Genomic DNA, 21874 nt, shown 5'->3' with positions numbered 1-21874 from the left:
TTTTTAGAATGAAAGTATTAAAAATATCCCCACGCGGCTACTGCTACGGAGTAGTGGATGCTATGGTGATTGCACGCAATGCCGCTCTGGATAAGACTCTTCCGCGGCCTATATATATACTGGGCATGATTGTCCATAATAAACATGTTACGGATGCTTTTGAAGAGGATGGCATCATTACCCTGGATGGCAGCAATAGAAAAGAAATTCTTGAAAAAGTGGATAAAGGGACCGTGATCTTTACGGCACACGGTGTTTCCCCCGAGGTCCGCGAGCTGGCAGAAAAAAAAGGCCTGGTAGCGATTGATGCTACCTGCCCGGATGTCACCGCCACTCATGATTTAATCAGGGAGAAAACCAGGGAAGGATACTCTGTCATCTATATCGGCAAAAAAGGCCATCCAGAGCCTGAAGGAGCTGTCGGTGTGGCTCCGGATGCCGTCCATCTCATCGAGAAGGCAGAAGAAGTGAAAGATTTGGCCCTTGACTCCCAAAAGCTGATTGTCACGAACCAGACGACCATGAGCCAGTGGGATGTATCTGAGATCATGGAAGCTGTCAAAAGCAAGTTTCCCCACTGTGAAGTTCACCGTGAGATCTGCATGGCTACACAGGTCCGGCAGGAGGCGGTTGCGGAACAGGCAAAAGAAGCAGACCTCTTGATTGTGGTAGGAGACCCGAAAAGCAACAATTCCAACCGGCTGGCCCAGGTATCTGAAGAAATCGCCGGGACGAAGGCCTACCGGGTAGCAGATGTTACGGAAATAAATACTGAATGGCTTCAGAATGTCGAGACAGTAGGTGTGACCTCCGGCGCTTCCACTCCCACTCCCATCACAAAAGAAGTAGTGTCCTTTTTGGAACAGTTTGATAAAAACGAGCCGGCAACATGGGTTAAAGAACGCAAAGTTCCGCTGAACCGTATCTTGCCAAAAGTAAAAAAAGCAGCCCAAGCGTAACGCTTGGCTGCTTTTTTATTGTTTACAAATAGATGAAAGGATCTGTATGGACAGCAGATGCTGAGAACTTTGTCTGAAGCTTTTTCTCCCTGCATAATGCCTCCATAACGTCAGCTACGCCCTGTTTCATGATTTTTTCGATGTTATGGCCGGGATCCAGCAGATTTAATCCAAGCATGAGCGCATCATGTGCAGTATGGTAGTAGATATCACCTGTTACAAAGCAGTCTGCCCCTTTAAATTTTGCTGCCTTGATATACTTATTGCCGTCTCCGCCTAGCACGGCAACCTTTTTAATCACCGCTTCGGGGTCCCCGACGATTCTCACATTTTCCACATTCAATGCCTTTTTCACATATTCTGCAAACTCAGGAAATGTCATTTCTTTCTCGAGATAGCCTACTCTTCCAAGCCCAAGGGTCTCTCCCTTGTTCTCAAGAGGATAAATATCAAAAGCAACCTCTTCATAAGGATGAGACGTAAATAAAGCTTTCAACACCCTTTTTTCCATTTGGGATTCATAGATGGTCTCAATTTTCACCTCTGGTACTTCTTCAAGGCTGCCTTGTTTCCCTATATACGGATCTGTTCCTTCCAGGGGCAGGAATCTTCCTTTCCCTTCCGTGCTGAATGAACAGTGGCTATAGTTTCCGATATGTCCTGCCCCTGCCTCCGCAAGGGCTTTGCGGACCTCTTCCGCTGCCTCTGCCGGACAGAATACAGCCAGTTTTTTCAGCTTGATTTCATAAGTAGGGGCGAGAACTTCCTGCTTTTGGAGTTTTAAGGCACCCGCCAGCAGATCATTCACCCCTCCTTTAGCTATATCCAGATTGGTATGTGCCGCATAGACCGCAATATCATGTTTGATCAATCTTTCATATAATTTGCCCTGCTGATCATCTGTCCGCAAGTTCTTCAGCCCTCTGAATATAGGAGGATGATGCGCAATGATCAGCTCCGCTCCCATGTTAATGGCTTCATCGATGACTTCATGCGTTACATCCAGTGCAACCAATACATGTGTGACTTCTTTCCCGAGCCTGCCAACCTGGAGACCTATTGGATCGCCTTCCATCGCCAAGGATTTGGGGGAGAATTGTTCAAACAGCTGGATGATTTCGTGTCCGTTCGCCTGCTTCATTTTTGCAGCACTCCTTCCACTACAAGAATATGGCTTTGCAGTTCTTCCTTTTTCCCTTTCAAACTTTCTGTTTCTCCTGCCTGATCCAGCTGAAGAAGAATTCGTTTCATATGCTCCAGCTCCATGGCCCACTTTTTCAGGAACACATCACTTTTTTCTTTCATAAGGAAAGGGCCCATCAGGAATCCGGCTTCCTTTTCCACTTGATACGGCTTCATCGGTTCACCGCGTTCAGCTACAAGAATTTCATAGATTTTTTGATCTTCTTCAAGGATCTCCTCTGTAACAAGCTCCCAGCTGTTCTCAACCAGCCAGTTTCGGATATTGGCTGCGCCTATGTTCGGCTGGAGGATGAGCCTCTTCACTCCCTGAAGCTTGGAACTTCCCCTCTCCAGGATAGAGGATATCAGCGTTCCTCCCATTCCGGCTATCGTAATGCATTCCACCTCACCAGGTTTGATGACCTCCAGGCCGTCCCCTTTTCGGACATCAATATATTCTTTCAGACCGGCACTCTGGACCTGTTTAAGGGCAGACCGCAATGGCCCTTCACTTACCTCTCCAGCGACAGCACGTTGTATTATTCCTTTATTCATGGCATAGCATGGCAGATAAGCATGATCTGAGCCAATATCTGCTAGTATGCTGTTCGGGGGTATATAGCCTGCTACGGCTTCAAGCCGATGGGACAGCTTGTCAATATTCATATCATTCAGCTCACTTTTATGTATTATGACTCGTCCATTGCTTTTTCGAGTCTTGCGCAGTTAATCATAACATATTTTTAGTATAGAAAAAGTCCTTCGCATATGCAAAGGACTCACTGTTTATCCTATTATTTTAAAGATTCAAGCCATTTTGCCATTTTATCGGCATTTGCTGCATCTACAAGGCCTCCCGGCATTCCGCCGCCGCCATTGACGATCTGCTTTTTAATCTGGTCGTGTGAAAGTTTCTGGCCTACCCCTTTAAGGGCTGGACCGGCACCGCCTTGATACTGTTCACCGTGGCAGGCAGAACATGACTGCTTATACACTTCTTCCGGATTGAAAGCCGTTTGTTCCGTTTTCTTTTCTCCGCCGCCATTTTTCTCCTTGGCCATTTCCTTGCTATTACCCAGACCCATGAAAGATAACATAAACATAAGCCCGATGCCGAATACCATAATAATAATAAATGGAACAATTGGATTTCGATTCATTGGCATCACCTCCCTATGTATAAAACTATCTGTCTATAATGAATATAACAACAATTTTAATTTTACTTGAAAGTGGTTTCAAAAAAAAGCCCTAATATGTATATCTTCCCTAAATTCACAAAATTAACAAAATTTCGGATCACTTTTTCCGTAAAGTTCTTTCTCTACTTAAAAAAATAAAAAAAGGCAGAGGTCAAGGCACCGAAGACCGAGCCGTAAACAAAAAAGCTCATATTTAATTTCCTGCCGGTAAAGAACCAAATGGCACAATGGATAAGAAGCAGCACATACAGGATATTGCTGCTTGGTGGAAGTACGGCATCGGCCGCCCTTTCCGTAAGGAGCAAAAAAATCAAAGCCGTGCATGCCATGGCAGATTGAAAATACAGCCCCTGTTTATTCCCTTTTTTCAAAAAAACAGCCGGAAGAAAAAGTAAAAAAATTGTCAGGAGCATTTGCAAGTTAAAACCCAGTTTTGTAAAATAGTTTACATATAATGTAAGGAGAAGGCAAAACAGAGCAAAGAAGGCGGGCAGCATGTCTTTTATTGGATGCGTTCTCTTTTCTTCCGCCTGTTCTCCCCCATCATAGAGAGCAAGCAGGTAATCACAGTAATGCTCAGGAAGAAGCCGGTTCTTCTTCCAATACACCAATTCATTGATGATGATTTTTTTTCTTGTCTCGTTCAAAATTCCACACCCTAAAATCATTGTCTGATTTAAGTATAAGCCCAGTAAGAATTGAAAGGAAAGAGCTTTTTTACAAAGCTTGCTTCTGATGCAGCTAGCAGCAGCGGATGAAAATCAAATATAAAAAAAGTCCGCTTGAAGGCGGACTCGGGTTTTATTCTAAAAAGTCTTTAAGCCGTTTGCTCCGGCTTGGATGCCTGAGTTTTCTAAGTGCTTTTGCTTCAATTTGACGGATACGCTCACGAGTAACACCGAACACTTTCCCTACTTCTTCCAGCGTCCTGGTTCTTCCGTCATCCAGGCCGAAGCGGAGGCGAAGGACATTTTCTTCACGGTCTGTCAGTGTATCCAGAACATCCTCAAGCTGTTCTTTCAGCAGTTCGTATGCTGCATGCTCAGAAGGAGAGGTAGCATCCTGGTCTTCAATGAAATCTCCAAGATGTGAATCATCTTCCTCACCTATTGGGGTTTCAAGAGATACAGGCTCCTGTGCGATTTTAAGGATTTCTCTGACTTTATCAGGCGTCATATCCATATCTTCTGCGATTTCTTCAGGAGAAGGCTCCCTTCCAAGGTCTTGGAGCAGCTGTCTCTGGACACGGATCAGCTTGTTAATCGTTTCGACCATATGCACCGGTATACGGATGGTCCTGGCCTGGTCGGCTATTGCTCTTGTAATCGCCTGGCGGATCCACCATGTTGCATAGGTACTGAACTTGAATCCTTTACGGTAGTCGAATTTTTCAACAGCCTTAATTAAGCCCATGTTCCCTTCCTGAATTAAATCCAGGAACAGCATTCCGCGGCCGACATATCTTTTTGCTATGCTGACTACAAGCCTTAAGTTTGCTTCTGCAAGACGGCGCTTGGCTTCTTCGTTGCCCTGCTCGATTCTGTGGGCCAGCTCTATTTCCTCTTCTCCGGAAAGAAGGTCTACACGGCCAATCTCTTTAAGGTACATACGGACCGGATCGTTGATTTTGACACCAGGAGGAACACTTAAATCGTTCAAGTCAAACTCTTCTTCTTCTTCCTTCTCCAATTCCTTAGCTCCCGGGCTGCCTTCTCCATCATCTTCATCATCATTTTCTGCAAGCACATCTACACCCTGGTCACCAAGATATTCATAAAACTCATCCATTTGTTCTGAATCAAGATCAAAGCTGGCCAAACGGTTTGCAATCACTTCATAATTGAGGGATCCCCGCTTTTTTCCAATCTCCACCAACTGCTCTTTTACTTGATCTAAAGTCAACTCACTATCTACTTCTCTGGAACGTGCCGATTTTTCAGACATCTGTTCCCCTCCTTCCAAAACTGTACAACGCCACTGCTATAGTAATTTTGTTAATTGTATAATTTCCATCCCGATTCTTGCAGCTTTTAGATGGTCGTTCTGAAGCTCTGCTTCTCTTCTTTCTGTTTCTTTTTCTTTTATCATTAACATTTTCTGATACTTCAACACCTGATTCACACAATCTCTTAGCTCCTGATCCGTAAATTCCTCATTTACCGTCATCATTTCGATGTCTGACACTATTTTCCGAAGGCCCGAATCAGGAAGGAAGGTTAGAAAGTGACTTGTATCAGCTTCATGTCCTTCTTCAAAGAAGGCATAAAGGTATGTGATAATTTCCTGGTGCTCGTCCAGATTGAAGAAGGTGCCGTTCATCAAGCTCTGAATTTTAGAAGCCGCTTCTCGGGACTTAAGCATATGGGCAATTAATTTACGCTCTGCATTATGATGAGCCGGCCTCAGCCTTTTTTCATATTGCAGGCTTACTTTAGCCGCTGGGGGCTTAAACTGCTGGCTGCTGCCTTTTTTATTTTCAGCAAAGTAGATCTGCTTTTGCTGGCTCTCAAGGGCATCAAGGGAAAGCGAGAATTCAGAGGCAATCTGTCTTAGATAATGATCTCTTTCCACAGCGTTAGACAGCCTGGATATTTCCTTAAGGACGTCTTCTATATATTGAATCCGGTCTCCTTCATTATTTAAATTTCTCCCTTTTCGCAGATATTGCATTTTAAAGGAAGTATAAGTCAGGCTGCCCCCTATTACTTCGTTAAGAAATTTATCTGGCCCATTCTTGCGAATATAGTCATCGGGGTCCATCTTATCTGGCATTAAAGCAACCTTAATGGTGAAACCGGAATGTAATAAAAGGCCGGAAGCGCGGTTCGCTGCCTCCAAACCTGCTGAATCTGAGTCAAAACATAAAACAAGGGAGTCTGTATTTCTCCGGAGCGTTTGAATATGATCTTCGGTGAGTGCGGTGCCCATGGTGGCGACGCCATTCTCAACTCCAGCAGTACTTGCGGAAATGCAGTCTGCAAATCCTTCGAACAAAATGGCCTGTTCCTTCTTTCGAATGGAAGGCCTTGCATTATGAAAATTGTATAAAACCTTACTTTTATTAAAAATTGCGGTTTCCGGACTATTTAAATATTTGGGCTGGTCATCGCCAGCAGATCTTCCGGAAAAGGCAATAGTATTTCCCTGATTATCGAAAATGGGGAACATGATCCGGTTGCGGAAACGGTCAAAATAGGTTCCCGTCTTTTCACTCTTAATGATCAGTCCTGCTTTTTCGAGTATTTCATCTGAAAATCCCCTCTTATTAAGGAACTTATAACCAATATCCCAAGAATCAAGTGAATATCCCAGCTGGAACTTTTCGATGGACTCCTCCGAAAATCCCCGGTTCAAAAGATATTCCAAGGCTCCCTGGCCTTCCTTTGTGTTTATAAGCAGATGATGATAGAATTTCCTTAGAAGCTCATGAGCCTCTATCATAGAGTTTACGGCCGGTGATTGCTTTTTCCCGCCGCCCTGCTGCTGGATGTCAATATCCAAAGGAATATTTGCTCTATCCGCAATCTTTTTTGACGCTTCTAAAAACGAAATTCCTTCGATATCCATTAGAAAAGTAAAGCTATTCCCTCCTGCCCCGCATCCAAAACAGTGGAAAATCTGTTTATCTGGAGAAACAGAGAAGGACGGCGACTTTTCACCATGAAAAGGACAAAGGCCGAAATAATTCCGCCCTTGCTTCTTGAGCTGGACATATTCACCGATGATATCAACTATATCAACGGCCGCCCTGATTTCATTAATCTTTTCTTCGGGTATACGGGTAGTGGACATATGATCACCCCGTTCAAAAATTTAAAATATACTGGGTAATCGGAACAAACAAAGCCGCTCTCTAAATCATCAAAAGGGGCATTGCTGCTCATCATTCTGATGATTATGTATTAATTCGAGAAGAACGTTTAATTTCCTGCAAGGTTCGACAAAATTTTTGTGAAACTTTTTACAAATTCCACTCTGTCTTCTTTTGAAAAGGATTTTGGGCCCTTTGTATGTTTTCCCTGCCTTCGAATCTTACCCGCAATATACCGCATGTCAAGCAGTGTGCTGATATTGTTTTCCGTGTATTCCTTTCCCCTGGGTGATAAAACATAAACTTTTTTGGGCAAAAGAGTCCAGCCAGGCCTATATCCCCTGTAACCACAACATCTCCTTTAGACGCATGGTTCAGAATATATAAATCAGCTGCTTCTTTTTCGTTTTCCACATAGACCCAGCTGCCTTCAGAAGGATGGTTCATCCTGTTGTTGATCGAGATGACAAAAATGACCTGCAGCCCAGACTTCTTTGCGGCTGCTGAAATTTCCTCCTTCACAGGACAGGCGTCTGCGTCAACGTATATCACTGTACCTTTTTTTAATTCTACATCGTTCTTCATAATCCTTCTTATGCAGCCTTATCTTTTAAGAGTATAAATCTCATTGTCGAATATTTTCACCAGGTAAAACTTGACAACTCGCTTTTCTTAGTTTATTCCTTAATTGTCAACTCTAAACCTAATAATTTCTTTTTTATCACAGCTTTTTATTATAGAACAAAATCACCAGAAAAGCTATTAATTTAACCAAAAGCGGAGAACGGTGCTTTTCTAACACAAATTGTCTAATGCAGCATGATGAATCTTCTCATCAAAACTGCCGACTCCTTGAAAAGCAGCCATCCGACAAGCATAAGACGGGATGGCTGTGGGGAGCGGTTTTCTTCCCATAGACAGCCTGGCTTATGACTCGAGGATGGCAGTTCGCAGCTGGATGACACCTAAAGCGGAAAGCGGTGCCTTTCAGCTCAATCTTATTCCCTCTCCATGGATATCAAACCGCTCAATTACCCAGTACTTATTGAAAGGCAGAGACCCGACAAGCATAAGACGAGCCGGCTGGGAGGAGCGGTTTTTCTCCTCACGGACGGATCGGCTTATGACTCGAGGGTCTCAGCTTGAAGCTGGATGACACCAAAAGCGGAAAGCGGTGCTTTTCAGCTCAATCTTATTCCCTTTCCATGGATATCAAACCCCTCAATTACCCAGTACTTATTGAAAGGCAGAGACCCGACAAGCATAAGACGAGCCGGCTGTGAGGAGCGGTTTTTCTCCTCACGGACGGATCGGCTTATGACTCGAGGGTCTCAGCTTGAAGCTGGATGACACCAAAAGCGGAAAGCGGTGCCTTTCAGCTCAATCTTATTCCCTTTCCATGGATATCAAACCCCTCAATTACCCAGTACTTATTGAAAGGCAGAGACCCGACAAGCATAAGACGAGCCGGCTGTGAGGAGCGGTTTTTCTCCTCACGGACGGATCGGCTTATGACTCGAGGGTTTCAGCTTGAAGCTGGATGACACCAAAAGCGGAAAGCGGTGCCCTTTCAGCTTAAAAAAATACAGGAAAACTCAATCTTAATAAGTTTCCCTGCAGTCTGATCACAAATATATGCATTCCTTCTTCTCAATTCTGAATGCTATTAATAATCGTATTCGCTGTTTCTTCCACAGCCTTATTGGTCACATCGATGACTGGACATTTTAATCTCGCCACAATCCGGTCAAAGTAGGCGAGCTCTTCTTTGATGCGCTCCATATTGGCATAGATCGCCTGGTCGTTAAGCCCCAATATCTTCAGGCGTTCCCGCCGGATATTGTTCAGTTTTTCAGGACTGATTTTGAGCCCGATACACTTGGACGGCGGAACTAAAAAGAGCTCTTCCGGAGGGTCCACTTCGGGCACGACCGGAACATTCGCAACCTTCAGCCTCTTGTGCGCAAGATACTGGGACAAGGGAGTTTTCGAGGTCCTGGAAACCCCGACAAGGACGATATCCGCGCGCAGAATTCCCCGCGGGTCTCTGCCATCATCATATTTTACGGCAAATTCTATCGCTTCCACTCTCTTAAAATAATCATCATCGAGCTTCCGCACCATCCCAGGTTCATAAAGCGGCTGGGACTCAAAGCAGTTCTGCAGATTATCAATCAGGGGGCCTATGATATCATAGGCGAAGATATCTTCCCGTTCCGCCATTTCCTTCATATGCATCCGGGTTTCAGGTTTCACAAGGGTATAAGCTATGATCCCTGAGTTCTTTTTCGCAAGCTGTATGACCTGGTCGATATTGGACTGCGTCTCCACATAGGGGATACGCTTAATGATAATCTCATATCCCTTGAATTGGCTGGCTGCTGCTTTTGTCACCAGTTCAGCCGTTTCCCCGACTGAATCAGAAACTACATAGATCATTTTACTGTTCATTGGCTTCCCTCTCCTATATCTCATCATCTGCAAGAGCCACAAATGCTTTAGCTATATTGGTTTTGGTTATCCTGCCTATTACTTCATACCCTGCCTCGGTTTCTCTCACAACCGGAACTGCATCAATCTGCTTGTCGATCAGCCTCTTCGCTACATCGAGCAGCAGGTCTTCACGGGAACACATCGTTACATTGGGCATCCTCGTCATGATGATATTAACAGGAATCGTTGTCAGCTCCTGCTTGCCGATGCTCGCCCTTAAAAGATCCTTTCTGGAAAGGACTCCCTTTAGAATGGAATCTTTGTCCACCACAAAAAGGGTTCCCACATCCTCCAGAAACATGGTGCAGACAGCATCATAGACCGAAACACTGTCATTCACCACAACGGGAATCGATTGATAGTCCCTCACCAGGATTTTCTTCAGGCTGTCACTAAGCATCTGGGTTTCACTCTTTCCAGAATAAAAATAGCCCACACGCGGCCTTGCATCCAAAAAGCCGGCCATAGTCAGGATGGCAAGGTCCGGCCTTAGTGTTGCACGTGTCAGATTCAGCTGGTCGGCAATATGTTCCCCGGTAATGGGGCCATTCTGTTTGACGATTTCCAAAATATGCTGCTGGCGCTTATTCAGTTCTATATTAATCACCACCTTGCTAGTAAAAAAGAACGGTCTCCCCCTTTATTAACGATCTAAAGATCGTTTCTGCCACTCCGGAGGAAACCCTCTCATTCCTTTTCAGAACTAAACGATATGTAAAAGGCATGGCTGGGGCACACTTCTGCTTCTATGAAATAAATTAAGCTATACTTTTTAATTTTATTATATACTAATAGGCATCCTTGAGAAAAGAGTGTTTATCAGAAGGCAGGCAGCGTCATATCGGATTTTCAGGATTTCATGTTTTCACCAGGCCAATAAGAAGGCCCATGACTTTTGGGCTTTTTAGAGAAACCGAAATAAAGTCATGAGCCTTTAATGTTTTTATATAGCTGATGAAACAGACCTAAGCAAGACCGTTTATGCAGTAATGATTTTATTCCATTCTGCGAACTGGCGGATGGCCTTCGTAACAGCGGAAAGAAGGGCAAGGCGGTTATTTCTGATCGTTTCATCATCCGCCATGACCATTGTATGTTCGAAGTACTCCTCAATTTCCGGCTGCAGGGAGGCAAGCACTTCGTATCGTTCTTCCTCACTCTTTACGGAAGCATATTCGTCAAGGATGGACATGTATTTTTTATTCAAGCCGCTCTCATAAGAGTTTTCAAACAGATTTTCATCAATGGCGACGTCTATTTCTGCCTTGGATGAAATGTTCATGACCCTGCTCAATGCTTCTACAGTTTCCTTGAAGCCTTCTGAACTTCTTTTCGCTTCAAGCACCTCTGCACGTTCAACAAGGCTTGAGACGCTTCCGATTTCATTTTCAAGGACTGCATCAATTAAATCATAGCGGACTTTCCGCTCATTAAGCAGATGTTTCACACGAGCCTTGAAGAATGTAAGTAATTCTTTTTTGATGTTCTCCACAGAATCCTTTGCCAGCTTCTCTTCTTCTATAATGGATAGTGCCGATTCAAGAAGCTCCTCGAGCCTTACATCCGTATTGTTTTCTGCAAGGATAGAGACGATCCCGCTTGCCTGCCGCCTAAGGGCGTAAGGGTCTTGTGAACCCGTCGGGATGATGCCGATGGAAAAACATGCGGTAATGGTGTCAAGCTTCTCTGCAAGAGACACGATGGATCCAATAGAAGATGAAGGGACGCTGTCCTCGGCGTTGCGCGGCATATAATGTTCATTAATCGCAGCAGCGACCCTGGCATCTTCACCCTTTAACAGAGCATATTTTTCACCCATGTGACCTTGGAGTTCAGGGAATTCGTACACCATGTGAGTGACAAGGTCAAACTTGCTGATTTCAGCAGCCCTGTCGGCAAGCTTCTGCTCTTCCGCATTCAGTCCCCATGTTTCTGCAATAAGGGATGTAAGCTTTCTGACCCGGGTTACCTTTTCTGCCAATGTCCCCAATTCTTCATGATAAACAATGGATTCCAGCTTCTTTAAAGAATCCTCGATGCTGGTCTTTTTATCTTCGTTATAAAAGAAAGCTGCATCTGCCAGGCGGGCACGCAATACCTTTTCATTTCCACGTGCCACGATGTCGAGGTGCTCGTCATTACCATTTCTCACAGTAACAAAGAATGGCAATAGCTTTCCTTCCTTGTTCTTTACAGGGAAATACCTTTGATGCTCCTTCATGGAAGTTACGAGAACTTCTTCAGGAAGCTCCAGGAATTCCTCCTCAAACGTTCCAAATAGGGCTGTGGGATATTCCACTAGATTGTTTACCTCTTCAAGAAGCTCTTCATCTACAGGAATCGTCCAGTTTTGATCTTTTTCAATCTGTTTAATCTGGCTCAGAATCATCTGCTTTCTTTCTGCTGGATCTGCAATGACCTTTTGGCTTTTCAGCTTGGCTTCATATTCGCCGGCGGTCTGAATCACAGAAGATTCCCCCAAGAATCTATGGCCCCGTGTTTCATTACCCGTCTGGACACCCGCAATGGAAAATGGAATGATTTCTTCTCCATAGAGAGCCATCAGCCATTTAATCGGACGTACAAAGCGAAGGTCCTCATCGGCCCATCTCATATTTTTAGGGAAGGTCAGGCTTGTAATTAGATCCTTTAATTCAGGAAGGAGATTTCTGACTTCCTGCCCTTTGATGAATTTGTTAACATACACATATTCAACACCATTCAGCTCCTTGAAGAAAAGATCCTCCACGGTTACTCCCTGGCCGCGGGCAAAGCCCATGGCTGCCTTAGACCAATTTCCTTCCTGGTCTAACGCGATTTTCTTGGCAGGACCTTTCGCCTCCTCGTTCACATCCTTTTGGAACTGAGCTGTTCCTTTGATGCTTACCGCTAATCTGCGCGGAGTTGAGAAAGCGGTAATCCCGCTGAATTCTATCTGTCTTTCATGAAGCCATGCTTCGATTTTCTCTGCCAGCTGATTCATGGAGGAGGTTACAAACCGTGCCGGCATTTCTTCAAGTCCAATTTCAATGAGTACATCTCTATTAGTCATGGTTTACATCCTCCTTTTTATTTAAAATTGGGAAACCAAGCTTTTCTCTTTCCTCATAGAACGTTTTTGCCACTTTTCTTGCCAAATTCCTGACCCTTGCCAGATAGCCGGTACGCTCGGTTACAGAAATGGAACCGCGGGCATCCAGTATATTAAAGGTATGAGAGCATTTTAGGACATAATCATAAGCAGGATGAACCAGCCCGTTTTCCATTTGGCGGTGTGCTTCCTTTTCATAGATATTGAACAGCCCGAACAGCATATCGGGATCGGATGTTTCAAAGGTATATTTTGAATGCTCATATTCCGGCTGATAGAAGATATCCTTTACTGTAAAGCCATTTGTCCATTCCAGATCAAACACGTTTTCCTTATCCTGGATGTAGGAGGCAAGCCTTTCTATTCCGTAAGTAATCTCAACTGATACCGGCTTGCACTCTAAGCCGCCCACTTGCTGGAAGTATGTAAACTGAGTGATTTCCATCCCATCAAGCCAAACTTCCCAGCCCAGTCCTGCACAGCCAAGTGATGGATTCTCCCAGTTATCCTCTACAAATCGGATATCATGTTTAAGGGGGTCAATGCCCAGGGCCTTAAGAGACTCCAAATACAGCTCCTGGATATTATCCGGAGACGGCTTCATGATCACTTGGAATTGGTGGTGCTGATACAGCCTGTTTGGATTTTCTCCATACCTTCCGTCAGCAGGACGCCTGGATGGTTCAACGTATGCTACATTCCACGGCTCCGGCCCGATTGCACGAAGGAATGTGTAGGGACTCATCGTTCCTGCTCCCTTTTCCACATCATAGGCCTGCATCAAAATACATCCCTGCTGGGACCAGTGCCTTTGAAGAGTTAATATCATATCTTGAATATTCATTTCTGCACCTCCATAATTATTTGATCTTTCGTGTAAGGAAACAAAAAACTCCCGCCCCTATGCACGAATGCATAGGGACGAGAGTTACCCGCGGTTCCACCCTATTTGCCGAAATTGGCCTCTTTTTTGCTGGCTCAGCCAGAATATGCTCAGGACTGCCTTCCCCAGATTCTCTAATCCCTGGCTCTCACCATCTCAGGGTCGCTTTGAATGAGGCGTCTAGGTACTACTTTCCGTCTACGCAATGTTTATAATAAACAAATTCTATAGGATAAAAAGTACGTTTGTCAAGAGCCATAAAAACAAAATGTATCATGACTCTGAACCGAACGTACCTTTTAAACGGTCCATCTGTTTAAGAAACTTCTTGGACTTGAGCTGCAGCCCGGAATACTCCTCATAATAGGTTCCTATCACTCTCTCAAGCTCGCGTTTTGTCTCCGGTTTTACAGATATCTTGCCTAGCCTGCTTAAATCAAAATAATAAAATAACCGCAGAAGTTTCACCGCAGCGGGAGAGATTTTCATATGATAAGGATCCTTGTCCAGGCAGCGGTGGCAGATAAATCCCCCTTCACGGAACGAAAAGGAAAAACTCCCTTCCTGGGCACCGCAGATGGAACATGAATCCAGATTGGGGTGCAGGCCCAGTACATCCAGCATTTTCATTTCAAAGATAAAGGTTATGATTTCCTGATCATAGCCCTCATTAATATAATGTAAAGACTGATAAAGGAGCTCAAATAAATAAGGATTCGGGCTCCGGTCATCCACGCTTTTATCAAGCAGCTCCACCATATATGAAGCATATGCTGTGGAAAAGATATCTTCCTTGATCGACCGCATGGAGGATATGGTCTCTCCCTGTTGAAGCGTCCCCATGCCCTTGGACATCTGGACCAGATAAGAACCGTAATTAAATAACTGGGTGACGGCTGAAAATCTGCTGCTGGGTTTGCTCGCTCCTCTTGCCATCACCGCAATTTTGCCCCATTCCCGGGTATATAGAGTAATAATCTTATTGTTTTCTCCGTAATTCGTACGCCTGATTACAATTCCTTCACATTTCTGGAACACGATAACCGCCTTTCGAAAATGGCAGGGAAGGAAATTATAAGAGAGGGTAATCAGGTTCTGCAAGCTCGGCTTTCATCCCATCGGGGTTCTCCCTATCCTCTTCAAGCTCTTTAAAAAGAAGATAGGTATCGATATTACCCGTGCGGCTGAACACTTTCCAGGTAAAGTCTAACATAATTTAAGCCCACCTTTCATTATTAAACCAGCATGCTTTTTCCCCAAACCTTATAATTATGTTGACCAATCCCTTAGTTTTCATGTTAAACATTTTTTTCTACGTATAAAACGGCCGCTCGTGGAATCTAATCTTAGTATTCGTCATCCCTAAAACCATAATCCCTCAGCTGGTTGGCCTTGTTTCTCCAGTCCTTCTGCACCTTGACCCATAGTTCAAGGAAGACTCGGGAACCAAGAAGATTTTCAATATCGACCCGCGCCCTCTGGCCGATTTCCTTCATCATTTTCCCCTGCTTTCCTATGACGATTCCCTTTTGTGAGTCTCTTTCCACAATGATGGTAGCCATCACATGGATAGTGTTTTCACTATTTTCAGCACGCTTAATGGAATCAATCAGTACCGCAATGGAGTGCGGGATTTCTTCCCTGGTAAGGTGGAGGGCTTTTTCCCTGATCAGTTCGGATATGATGAATCTTTCCGGGTGATCGGTTACCTGATCAGCCGGGTAATATTGAGGGCCCTCCGGAAGGAATTCCTGAATCTGGGTCAATAGGGTCTCCACATTGTTTCCCTGAAGTGCAGATATTGGAACAACTGCTTTAAAATCCAGCTTCTCCTTGTAGGTTTCAATGATTCTCAGCAGTTCATCCGGATGGACAAGGTCAATCTTATTGATGACAAGAAAAACCGGGGTTTTGACAGACTTCAGCTTTTCAATAATAAACTCGTCCCCACGGCCGATCCCTTCCTCTGCATTGATCATAAATAAGACAAGATCGACTTCTTTCAAGGTGTTCTGCGCCACCTTCATCATAAAATCGCCAAGTTTATGCTTTGGTTTATGAATACCCGGTGTATCGATAAAGATCATCTGAGCATCGTCCAGTGTAAGTACACCCTGGACTTTATTTCGTGTTGTCTGAGGCTTATCACTCATAATCGCAATTTTTTGGCCGATTACTCTGTTTAAGAACGTAGACTTCCCTACATTTGGTCTTCCGATAATAGAAATAAATCCTGATTTGTACTTCTTGTTTGTCTGGTTATTCAAATTAGTCATGTAAATCCTCCGGTGTAAATGCCCCTGGCAATAATTCTTCAACTGTTGTTTCTTTTATATCTCCGTTTAAATTAGCTAAAACTACCTTCATATCTCTTGCACAGAACTCGGAAATAACCTGCCTGCATGCGCCGCATGGAGATACCGGTCCATCTGTATCTGCTATAACCGCCAGCATCTGAAAGTTCTTCTCCCCTTCAGAAACAGCCTTAAAGAAAGCGGTTCTTTCCGCACAATTTGTCATGCTGTAGCCTGCATTTTCAATATTGCAGCCTCCAAAGACTTTTCCATCTGCCGTTAGAAGAGCGGCCCCTACCTTGAACTTGGAGTAAGGTACATATGCCTGTTCTCTTGCTTTTCTTGCTTTCTCTATCAACTCTACTACTGTCATATTAGTATCCCCCTATCATTAAAATAATTGAACCAGCTTTGGCACAAAAATCAACAGCCCGATCAAAAGCGAAATGATGGCAAAAACCAATACCGCCCCGGCAGCCAGATCCTTTGCCTCTTTTGCCAGATTGTGATACCGCGGGGAGGCAAGGTCCACTACCCTCTCCAATGCTGAATTCAGCAATTCCAGGGAAATAGTCCCCCCTATGGCGAACAGCACCAAAATCCACTCCAGGAGAGTCAGTTTAAATATGAACGAGGCCAGTGATGCAAGGATGGCGGCTGTAATGTGAATCCGCATATTCCTCTCACTCTTAACTCCCGTATAGATCCCTCTAAAGGCGAAACAGACGCTTCTATAGAATGAATGCTTTCGATTTCTATCGAAGGAGTCCATACTCGTCAAGGATTTCCTTTTGTTTGCCGAACATGATCTTTTCATCTTCTTCCGTCATATGGTCATAACCCAGCAGATGAAGGAATCCATGCAAAGCCAAAAAGCCCAGCTCCCGTTCAAAGGAATGCTGGTACTCTTCCGCCTGTTCCCTTGTCCGCTCGACTGAAATCACAATGTCGCCGAGAACTCTCGGCATTTCCCCACCTACAATTTGGACTTCATCTTCGCCCATTTCCTCCAAGGCGAAGGAAATGACGTCTGTAGGCTGATCTTTATCTCTGTATTCCGCATTAATCTTTTGAATAGTATCATTATCGACAAACGTGACAGAAAGCTCAGTTCCTTGCTGGATCGAAAGCTTCCCCGCCGCAAACTGCAGGATTTCATCAACGAGCTGATGGTCCTTTTCCTGAAGCTCATGTGTTTCATCGTTATAATCGATTGTCAATATCATAATCAACACTCCTATTTATTTGAAATGACAGGATACTCTATTCGTGTATGGAAAATCCCCTTCAAAGTCTCGCTGAGGGATTTCTTTACAATCTCCAGTTCCTTCATTGTAATATCACATTCATTAAACTGCCCATCCTGCAGGCGTTCTACAATGATGCTTTTAATCAAAGAATCAATTTTTTCGGCGGTTGGCCCTCCCATGGACCTGACTGCTGCCTCAACGCTGTCCGCTATACTGATTACAGCTGTTTCCTTGGATTGAGGGCGAGGCCCCGGATATCTGAAATCAGCTTCTTTTACTTCCCGCTCTTCGTTTTTGGCCTTATGGAAGAAGTATTTCAATAATGTTGTTCCGTGATGTTCTTTTGCAATAGCCACAATCTCGTCAGGGAGACGGTGCTTCCGCAGGTACTCGACACCATCGGATACATGGGCAAGGATAATATCCTTACTGGTCTCTGGATCAAGGCGGTCATGCGGATTTTCGATATTCATCTGATTTTCAATAAAGAACTGCGGGCGTTTGGTTTTGCCGATATCATGATAATAACAGCCGACACGGGCAAGGAGACCGTTTGCGCCAATCGCCTCGCATGCTGATTCAGCTAGATTGGCGACCATGACACTATGATGATAGGTGCCGGGAGCCTCTGTTAGTATCCGCCTTAAAAGCGGATGGTTTGGGTTCGAAAGCTCGATCAGTTTCATGGTTGTCAGGATTCCAAAGCCTGTTTCAAAGAAAGGCAGAATACCGATCGTCAAGATGGAAGATGACAAACCGGAAACAAGCGCAGACAGCATAAAGAATAATAACTCCATCTTTTGAAAATGTGCATCCATGATGAAAAGCAGGGCCATGATCAGCACAAAATTAAACAGAGACAATATCATTCCTGCCTGAAGAATCTTGGAACGATAATTCTTGGTATTTAAGAGTATGATGGATGCTGTCCCGCTCAGCAGGATGAATATTCCCGCTGTGATATGAAGATTCGAAGCAGAGCCTCCATTAAATATGATAGTCCCGTAACAGGCCATGATGATTGTGGTGGCGATGGCCAGCCTTTCATTCAGGAGTACCTTGATCAGCATGGCTGCAAAGGCTGCCGGAAAGAAATAGACGACGTCAATAAACTCGGCATTCTGGAACAGGCTGATGGTCTTCATGATCAGAAGCGACAGCAGATACACGATGCTGAAAAGCAGGATCTGCGACTGCTTTTTCACGTCACCTTCACGTGCAAGCTGGAAGTAATAAAACAACCCTCCCATTGTAAGCAGGACAAATAATCCGAGGCCGATATACGGCAGATAGGACGTCTGCTCCTCCAAAAGACCGGCAAGCTGTAAATTGCGATAGATATCCTGGTCCACTAGCTGGCCTTCCTCAACAATCACCTGACCCTGGAGGATTTTTACCGGCTCTACGCTTTCCTTGGCTGCCTGGATTTTTTCCTCAGATTTCTCGCGGTCATATATATCATTTTGAATGATCGCAAATCGTCCCAAAACAACAGCAACGCTTTTAAGATCCTGGGGGAGACTGGAAAACCTCAGCTGTTCCTCCACCCGTTTTTTGGCTATTTCAACCTCAGCTGCCGGTATTTTTGTATTCATGACATTATGTATGGCGGTCAAGGTCAGGTCTTCTGCAATTTCAACTTCATTATCATCCGATTTCAGCAGCGTGGCGAATACGGAATCAGATAGCTCCTTAGTAACATCCTCCGTCAGCTTCTGCTTTACAAGGGCAACCTGTTCAGGGGTGCCTAATACCAATTTTTCCGTATCCTGTCCGTCCTTCTTGGCTGCCTGCTGCTTTTTAATCAGATCTTGTTTCACTTCTTTAGCCGAATCAAAAATAGAAGAAATTAAATCCACACGATTTTGCGCATACTCTTTTTTCAGGGTATAAATATCCCCAGCTTCTTTCACGGCTTCGCTCCGTGCCTCAGCAGTTTTTTCCTTATCCACTACCGTCTGGGTCGCCCTGATCGTCTTTTCCGCTGGAGTCAGTAATTTTACATTGATTTTCTCTGGCCTGACATTATCAAACATCACGAAATATGAAATCAACCCGAGTATTATAAAAAGCAAGGCTTGAAAAACCTTCACCCTCAGGAGTTCCCGAAGCTTTGCGACTGCCTTGTAAACTCTGCTCATAATAAGCCTCCCTGCCCAAGACAAAAATCCAATTCCTCTTACCGCTATTTATGTAAAATCATATCAGTTTTCAAGGGGCATGAAAAGCGCAGAACGGTGCTTTTCCCTCAAACCGCTTATAAATCAATGAAATACCATTTAGTTTTGTACAAAACTTATTGAAAAGCAGCCATCTGACCAGCATAAGACGAGGCTGCCGTGGGAAGTGCCTTATTCCCATGGACGGCTTGGCTTATGACGGGAAGATGGCAGTTCGCAGCTGGATCAAAGAAAAGCGCAGAACGGTGTTTTTCCCTCAAAACCGCTTATAAATCAATGAAATACCATTTATTTTTGTACTTAAACTTATTGAAAAGCAGCCATCGCAAAAAAGTGCCTGCCACCAGTGGCAGGCACTTTTCTTATAGATCTGCTTTTTCAAAGGCATTGATGATTCTGGCGACGAGAGGGTGCCGTACAATGTCGCTTTGTTCCAGGAACACAAGTGATACTCCCTTGACATTTTTAAGTATCTCTTCGGCTGTCAGCAGGCCGGATTTTACGCCTTTTGGAAGGTCGACCTGGGACCGGTCACCGGTTATGACCATCTTGGATCCAAAGCCAAGCCTTGTCAGGAACATCTTCATCTGTGCCATCGTGGTGTTCTGTGCTTCATCCAAAATAACAAAAGCATCATCCAGAGTTCTTCCCCTCATATAAGCAAGAGGGGCAATCTCGATGGTTCCTCTTTCAATCATGCGTTCAGTATGATCCGTGCCTAATACATCATGCAGGGCATCATAGAGGGGACGAAGATAAGGATCCACCTTCTCCTTTAAATCACCTGGCAGGAATCCAAGGCTTTCACCGGCCTCCACCGCCGGCCTGGTCAGAATGATTTTTTTGACCTGCCCATTTTTCAAGGCATTGACTGCCATAATAACCGCCAGATACGTTTTTCCTGTCCCTGCAGGACCAATCCCAAAAACTAAATCGTTCTTTTTCATCTCAGCGATATATTGACGTTGGCCAAGTGTCTTCACCCGGATGGTTTTGCCCTTGGCGTTCTTCATGATTTCTTCGTTATATAATTCAATAAAATACTCGATGGTACCCTTTTTTGCCATTTCAACAGCATAGGCCGTGTCACGCGAACTGATATTGATTCCTCTTCTAATGACCTTCAGAAGCGATTTTAGCACTACCGCTGCCATTTCTGCGGAAGATGCTTCTCCTGATATGGAGATGTCTTCCCCGCGGGTCACAAGAGAAATCTGCAGGTCTTGTTCAAGTATCTTTAAGTTAGAGTCTGAATTACCTAAAAGAGCGATGGCTTCAGCAGGTGATTCGAGATGTAAGTTAATCACTTTTGCTTCTTCTGACATTCCTTAGTCTCCTTGAATAATCGGCTGTCCGACAGCTATATTTTCTATAACCTTGTAATGTAAAGATAATTTAACTTTACCACTCTCTTCCTCTTGGTGCAAAACTTCTTCCCCAACTATTTTAGAATCTTCAGGCAAAAGCTTCCTCAAATCTTTTTTTCCCATATCTTTTGCTTTTAAAACCGCCTGAGGCACAGTGTATTTGCGGGTGACTTCTTCCTTTGCACGAAAGGTGGAGGTTTTATATACAATCGGAAGCTCCCACTTCAAAAATTTCAGCGGCCTTTCAGACATCTCTTTTTCATAGTGCTTGTAGGTAATCTTTTTAAAATTCCAGACAGGAATGGAAAAGCCGCCTATTTTTATATAATGTTTCACTTTCTCGTTCCCATTAAACACGGAAAATTTGGTTATTAAAGGAACTTCTACTTTGGATTTATACCAGGTTTCCCCCCACACCTCTCCATCCGCCGCAACAATCCTTGGGTGCTCGGGATTCCCAATCGTTCCTGAAACAAGAAGCTGTCCTTTTTTCACGTAATCATGGACCGCCACCAGCGGCTGCCCTTTGGCAACAAACATATGGGCAACTACCGCTTTCTTTTTTGCCACAAGATTTCTCGCCGGCAGTTTCACTGGTTCCTTCGGCTGCTTTTTTTCAACCACCTGAAAGTGATAAGTTGTCCCTTTCAGCTCCACACCGACCCAGGTAAGCGCAGAGATATTGTTCGTAAGCTTTTTTTGAATGTCGTCCGCGCCATCCAGCGAGAATTGAAGCTTCCCCGGCTTTACTCCCATCTTGTCCAATTCTTTGCGTATCAAATGTTCTGTCTCTGGCTTTGCGCCTTTAATTTCGATTCTCCATACCATATTTGACAAGACAAGGATCACGATAATAAAAGCAAAAAAGCCCGCCAGAATCCCGCTATTCTTCAACAGCTTCTTGAACAAAAAGGGACCGCCGCTTCCTTCTAAAAACGAATAGCGGCATCCGCTGCTCCTCACAGCCCTGCGGAAATTGTGAAGATCCTTCAGATGGATGCTGAACAGCATCGTTTCCGCGCCAATCTTTTTCACATTCCAGACAAATACTTTATTCCTGACAAGCTTATTCAATACTCTTTCTGTACCTTTGCCTTCCGCCTTTACTCTTACAGTCCCAGATAAAAAGTTTGTCCACTGGTTCTTCATGGGTTTCCCCCCG

The 21874-nt window shown here is 44.4% G+C and carries 20 protein-coding genes and 1 pseudogene; 1 reads left to right on the top strand and 20 read right to left on the bottom strand.

The window, feature by feature from the left end:
• Positions 1-8 precede the first annotated feature (8 nt).
• Positions 9-959 carry a 4-hydroxy-3-methylbut-2-enyl diphosphate reductase gene (locus H539_RS0106545; protein ID WP_026692874.1) on the top strand — a complete coding sequence of 317 codons (951 nt, stop codon included), beginning with the start codon at positions 9-11 and terminating at the stop codon, positions 957-959.
• Positions 960-981: 22 nt separating this feature from the next.
• Here the strand turns inward: H539_RS0106545 and H539_RS0106540 are convergent, their stop codons facing one another.
• From H539_RS0106540 to yqfD, 20 genes and pseudogenes are all read right to left on the bottom strand, one after another.
• Positions 982-2100, bottom strand: coding sequence for a Nif3-like dinuclear metal center hexameric protein (locus H539_RS0106540; RefSeq protein WP_035322043.1), 1119 nt, complete (start codon positions 2098-2100; stop codon positions 982-984).
• Positions 2097-2807, bottom strand: a complete 711-nt coding sequence (locus H539_RS0106535; protein WP_026692872.1) for a tRNA (adenine(22)-N(1))-methyltransferase — start codon at positions 2805-2807, stop codon at positions 2097-2099. The genes H539_RS0106540 and H539_RS0106535 overlap by 4 nt, the downstream gene beginning before the upstream one ends.
• 128 nt (positions 2808-2935) lie before the next feature.
• On the bottom strand, positions 2936-3301 hold the full coding sequence (gene cccA / locus H539_RS0106530) for a cytochrome c550 (protein WP_026692871.1): 366 nt from the start codon (positions 3299-3301) through the stop codon (positions 2936-2938).
• 164 nt (positions 3302-3465) lie between these two features.
• Positions 3466-3990: a hypothetical protein gene (locus tag H539_RS30045; RefSeq protein ID WP_051348469.1), complete on the bottom strand. Its 525-nt coding sequence runs from the start codon at positions 3988-3990 to the stop codon at positions 3466-3468.
• A gap of 154 nt (positions 3991-4144) precedes the next feature.
• Entirely contained in the window at positions 4145-5287 is a 1143-nt protein-coding gene (rpoD, locus tag H539_RS0106520) for an RNA polymerase sigma factor RpoD (RefSeq protein ID WP_026692870.1), read from the bottom strand.
• Between the two features lie 36 nt (positions 5288-5323).
• A complete protein-coding gene (dnaG, locus tag H539_RS0106515) occupies positions 5324-7135 on the bottom strand; it encodes a DNA primase (protein WP_026692869.1) in 1812 nt (603 codons plus the stop codon).
• Positions 7136-7263: 128 nt separating this feature from the next.
• Positions 7264-7739: pseudogene (locus tag H539_RS27935) on the bottom strand (YaiI/YqxD family protein).
• Between the two features lie 1065 nt (positions 7740-8804).
• Positions 8805-9605 carry a pyruvate, water dikinase regulatory protein gene (locus tag H539_RS0106500; RefSeq protein ID WP_026692867.1) on the bottom strand — a complete coding sequence of 267 codons (801 nt, stop codon included), beginning with the start codon at positions 9603-9605 and terminating at the stop codon, positions 8805-8807.
• Positions 9606-9618: 13 nt separating this feature from the next.
• Positions 9619-10254, bottom strand: coding sequence for a transcriptional regulator CcpN (gene ccpN / locus H539_RS0106495; protein ID WP_155889955.1), 636 nt, complete (start codon positions 10252-10254; stop codon positions 9619-9621).
• A 372-nt stretch (positions 10255-10626) separates the two neighbouring features.
• Complete coding sequence (gene glyS, locus H539_RS0106490) at positions 10627-12699, bottom strand: glycine--tRNA ligase subunit beta (protein ID WP_026692865.1); 2073 nt, start codon at positions 12697-12699, stop codon at positions 10627-10629.
• The gene (gene glyQ / locus H539_RS0106485; protein ID WP_026692864.1) at positions 12692-13582 is read right to left on the bottom strand and encodes a glycine--tRNA ligase subunit alpha; all 891 of its coding nucleotides are present in this window, start codon (positions 13580-13582) and stop codon (positions 12692-12694) included. The genes glyS and glyQ overlap by 8 nt, the downstream gene beginning before the upstream one ends.
• Positions 13583-13894: 312 nt before the next feature.
• On the bottom strand, positions 13895-14659 hold the full coding sequence (gene recO / locus H539_RS0106480) for a DNA repair protein RecO (RefSeq protein WP_026692863.1): 765 nt from the start codon (positions 14657-14659) through the stop codon (positions 13895-13897).
• A gap of 34 nt (positions 14660-14693) precedes the next feature.
• Entirely contained in the window at positions 14694-14834 is a 141-nt protein-coding gene (locus H539_RS30630; protein WP_081415803.1) for a YqzL family protein, read from the bottom strand.
• Positions 14835-14967: 133 nt separating this feature from the next.
• On the bottom strand, positions 14968-15897 hold the full coding sequence (gene era / locus H539_RS0106470; protein WP_162144694.1) for a GTPase Era: 930 nt from the start codon (positions 15895-15897) through the stop codon (positions 14968-14970).
• Positions 15890-16288: a cytidine deaminase gene (locus tag H539_RS0106465; RefSeq protein WP_026692861.1), complete on the bottom strand. Its 399-nt coding sequence runs from the start codon at positions 16286-16288 to the stop codon at positions 15890-15892. The genes era and H539_RS0106465 overlap by 8 nt, the downstream gene beginning before the upstream one ends.
• Positions 16289-16306: 18 nt before the next feature.
• Entirely contained in the window at positions 16307-16687 is a 381-nt protein-coding gene (locus H539_RS0106460) for a diacylglycerol kinase family protein (protein WP_026692860.1), read from the bottom strand.
• Complete coding sequence (gene ybeY, locus H539_RS0106455; RefSeq protein ID WP_026692859.1) at positions 16671-17141, bottom strand: rRNA maturation RNase YbeY; 471 nt, start codon at positions 17139-17141, stop codon at positions 16671-16673. Before ybeY ends, H539_RS0106460 begins: the two co-directional genes overlap by 17 nt.
• An 11-nt stretch (positions 17142-17152) precedes the next feature.
• Complete coding sequence (locus H539_RS0106450; protein WP_026692858.1) at positions 17153-19306, bottom strand: HD family phosphohydrolase; 2154 nt, start codon at positions 19304-19306, stop codon at positions 17153-17155.
• Positions 19307-19707: 401 nt separating this feature from the next.
• On the bottom strand, positions 19708-20670 hold the full coding sequence (locus H539_RS0106445) for a PhoH family protein (RefSeq protein ID WP_026692857.1): 963 nt from the start codon (positions 20668-20670) through the stop codon (positions 19708-19710).
• A 3-nt stretch (positions 20671-20673) separates the two neighbouring features.
• On the bottom strand, positions 20674-21861 hold the full coding sequence (yqfD, locus tag H539_RS0106440; RefSeq protein WP_026692856.1) for a sporulation protein YqfD: 1188 nt from the start codon (positions 21859-21861) through the stop codon (positions 20674-20676).
• Positions 21862-21874 lie beyond the last annotated feature (13 nt).

The sequence above is a fragment of the Peribacillus kribbensis DSM 17871 genome (assembly GCF_000430765.1).
Taxonomy (GTDB): domain Bacteria; phylum Bacillota; class Bacilli; order Bacillales; family DSM-1321; genus Paraperibacillus; species Paraperibacillus kribbensis.
This window is presented reverse-complemented; position numbering and strand designations above follow the sequence as displayed.

Bases quoted from the DNA above. Each gene is read 5' to 3' on its own strand.
- cccA (WP_026692871.1), bottom strand. From the start codon at position 3,301: ATGAATCGAAATCCAATTGTTCCATTTATTATTATTATGGTATTCGGC.
- H539_RS0106450 (WP_026692858.1), bottom strand. From the start codon at position 19,306: ATGAGCAGAGTTTACAAGGCAGTCGCAAAGCTTCGGGAACTCCTGAGG.
- ybeY (WP_026692859.1), bottom strand. From the start codon at position 17,141: ATGATATTGACAATCGATTATAACGATGAAACACATGAGCTTCAGGAA.
- H539_RS0106465 (WP_026692861.1), bottom strand. From the start codon at position 16,288: ATGACAGTAGTAGAGTTGATAGAGAAAGCAAGAAAAGCAAGAGAACAG.
- H539_RS0106535 (WP_026692872.1), bottom strand. From the start codon at position 2,807: ATGAATATTGACAAGCTGTCCCATCGGCTTGAAGCCGTAGCAGGCTAT.
- rpoD (WP_026692870.1), bottom strand. From the start codon at position 5,287: ATGTCTGAAAAATCGGCACGTTCCAGAGAAGTAGATAGTGAGTTGACT.
- dnaG (WP_026692869.1), bottom strand. From the start codon at position 7,135: ATGTCCACTACCCGTATACCCGAAGAAAAGATTAATGAAATCAGGGCG.
- H539_RS0106445 (WP_026692857.1), bottom strand. From the start codon at position 20,670: ATGTCAGAAGAAGCAAAAGTGATTAACTTACATCTCGAATCACCTGCT.
- glyQ (WP_026692864.1), bottom strand. From the start codon at position 13,582: ATGAATATTCAAGATATGATATTAACTCTTCAAAGGCACTGGTCCCAG.
- H539_RS0106545 (WP_026692874.1), top strand. From the start codon at position 9: ATGAAAGTATTAAAAATATCCCCACGCGGCTACTGCTACGGAGTAGTG.
- H539_RS30630 (WP_081415803.1), bottom strand. From the start codon at position 14,834: ATGTTAGACTTTACCTGGAAAGTGTTCAGCCGCACGGGTAATATCGAT.
- yqfD (WP_026692856.1), bottom strand. From the start codon at position 21,861: ATGAAGAACCAGTGGACAAACTTTTTATCTGGGACTGTAAGAGTAAAG.
- H539_RS0106540 (WP_035322043.1), bottom strand. From the start codon at position 2,100: ATGAAGCAGGCGAACGGACACGAAATCATCCAGCTGTTTGAACAATTC.
- glyS (WP_026692865.1), bottom strand. From the start codon at position 12,699: ATGACTAATAGAGATGTACTCATTGAAATTGGACTTGAAGAAATGCCG.
- H539_RS0106500 (WP_026692867.1), bottom strand. From the start codon at position 9,605: ATGAACAGTAAAATGATCTATGTAGTTTCTGATTCAGTCGGGGAAACG.
- H539_RS0106460 (WP_026692860.1), bottom strand. From the start codon at position 16,687: ATGGACTCCTTCGATAGAAATCGAAAGCATTCATTCTATAGAAGCGTC.
- era (WP_162144694.1), bottom strand. From the start codon at position 15,897: ATGACTAATTTGAATAACCAGACAAACAAGAAGTACAAATCAGGATTT.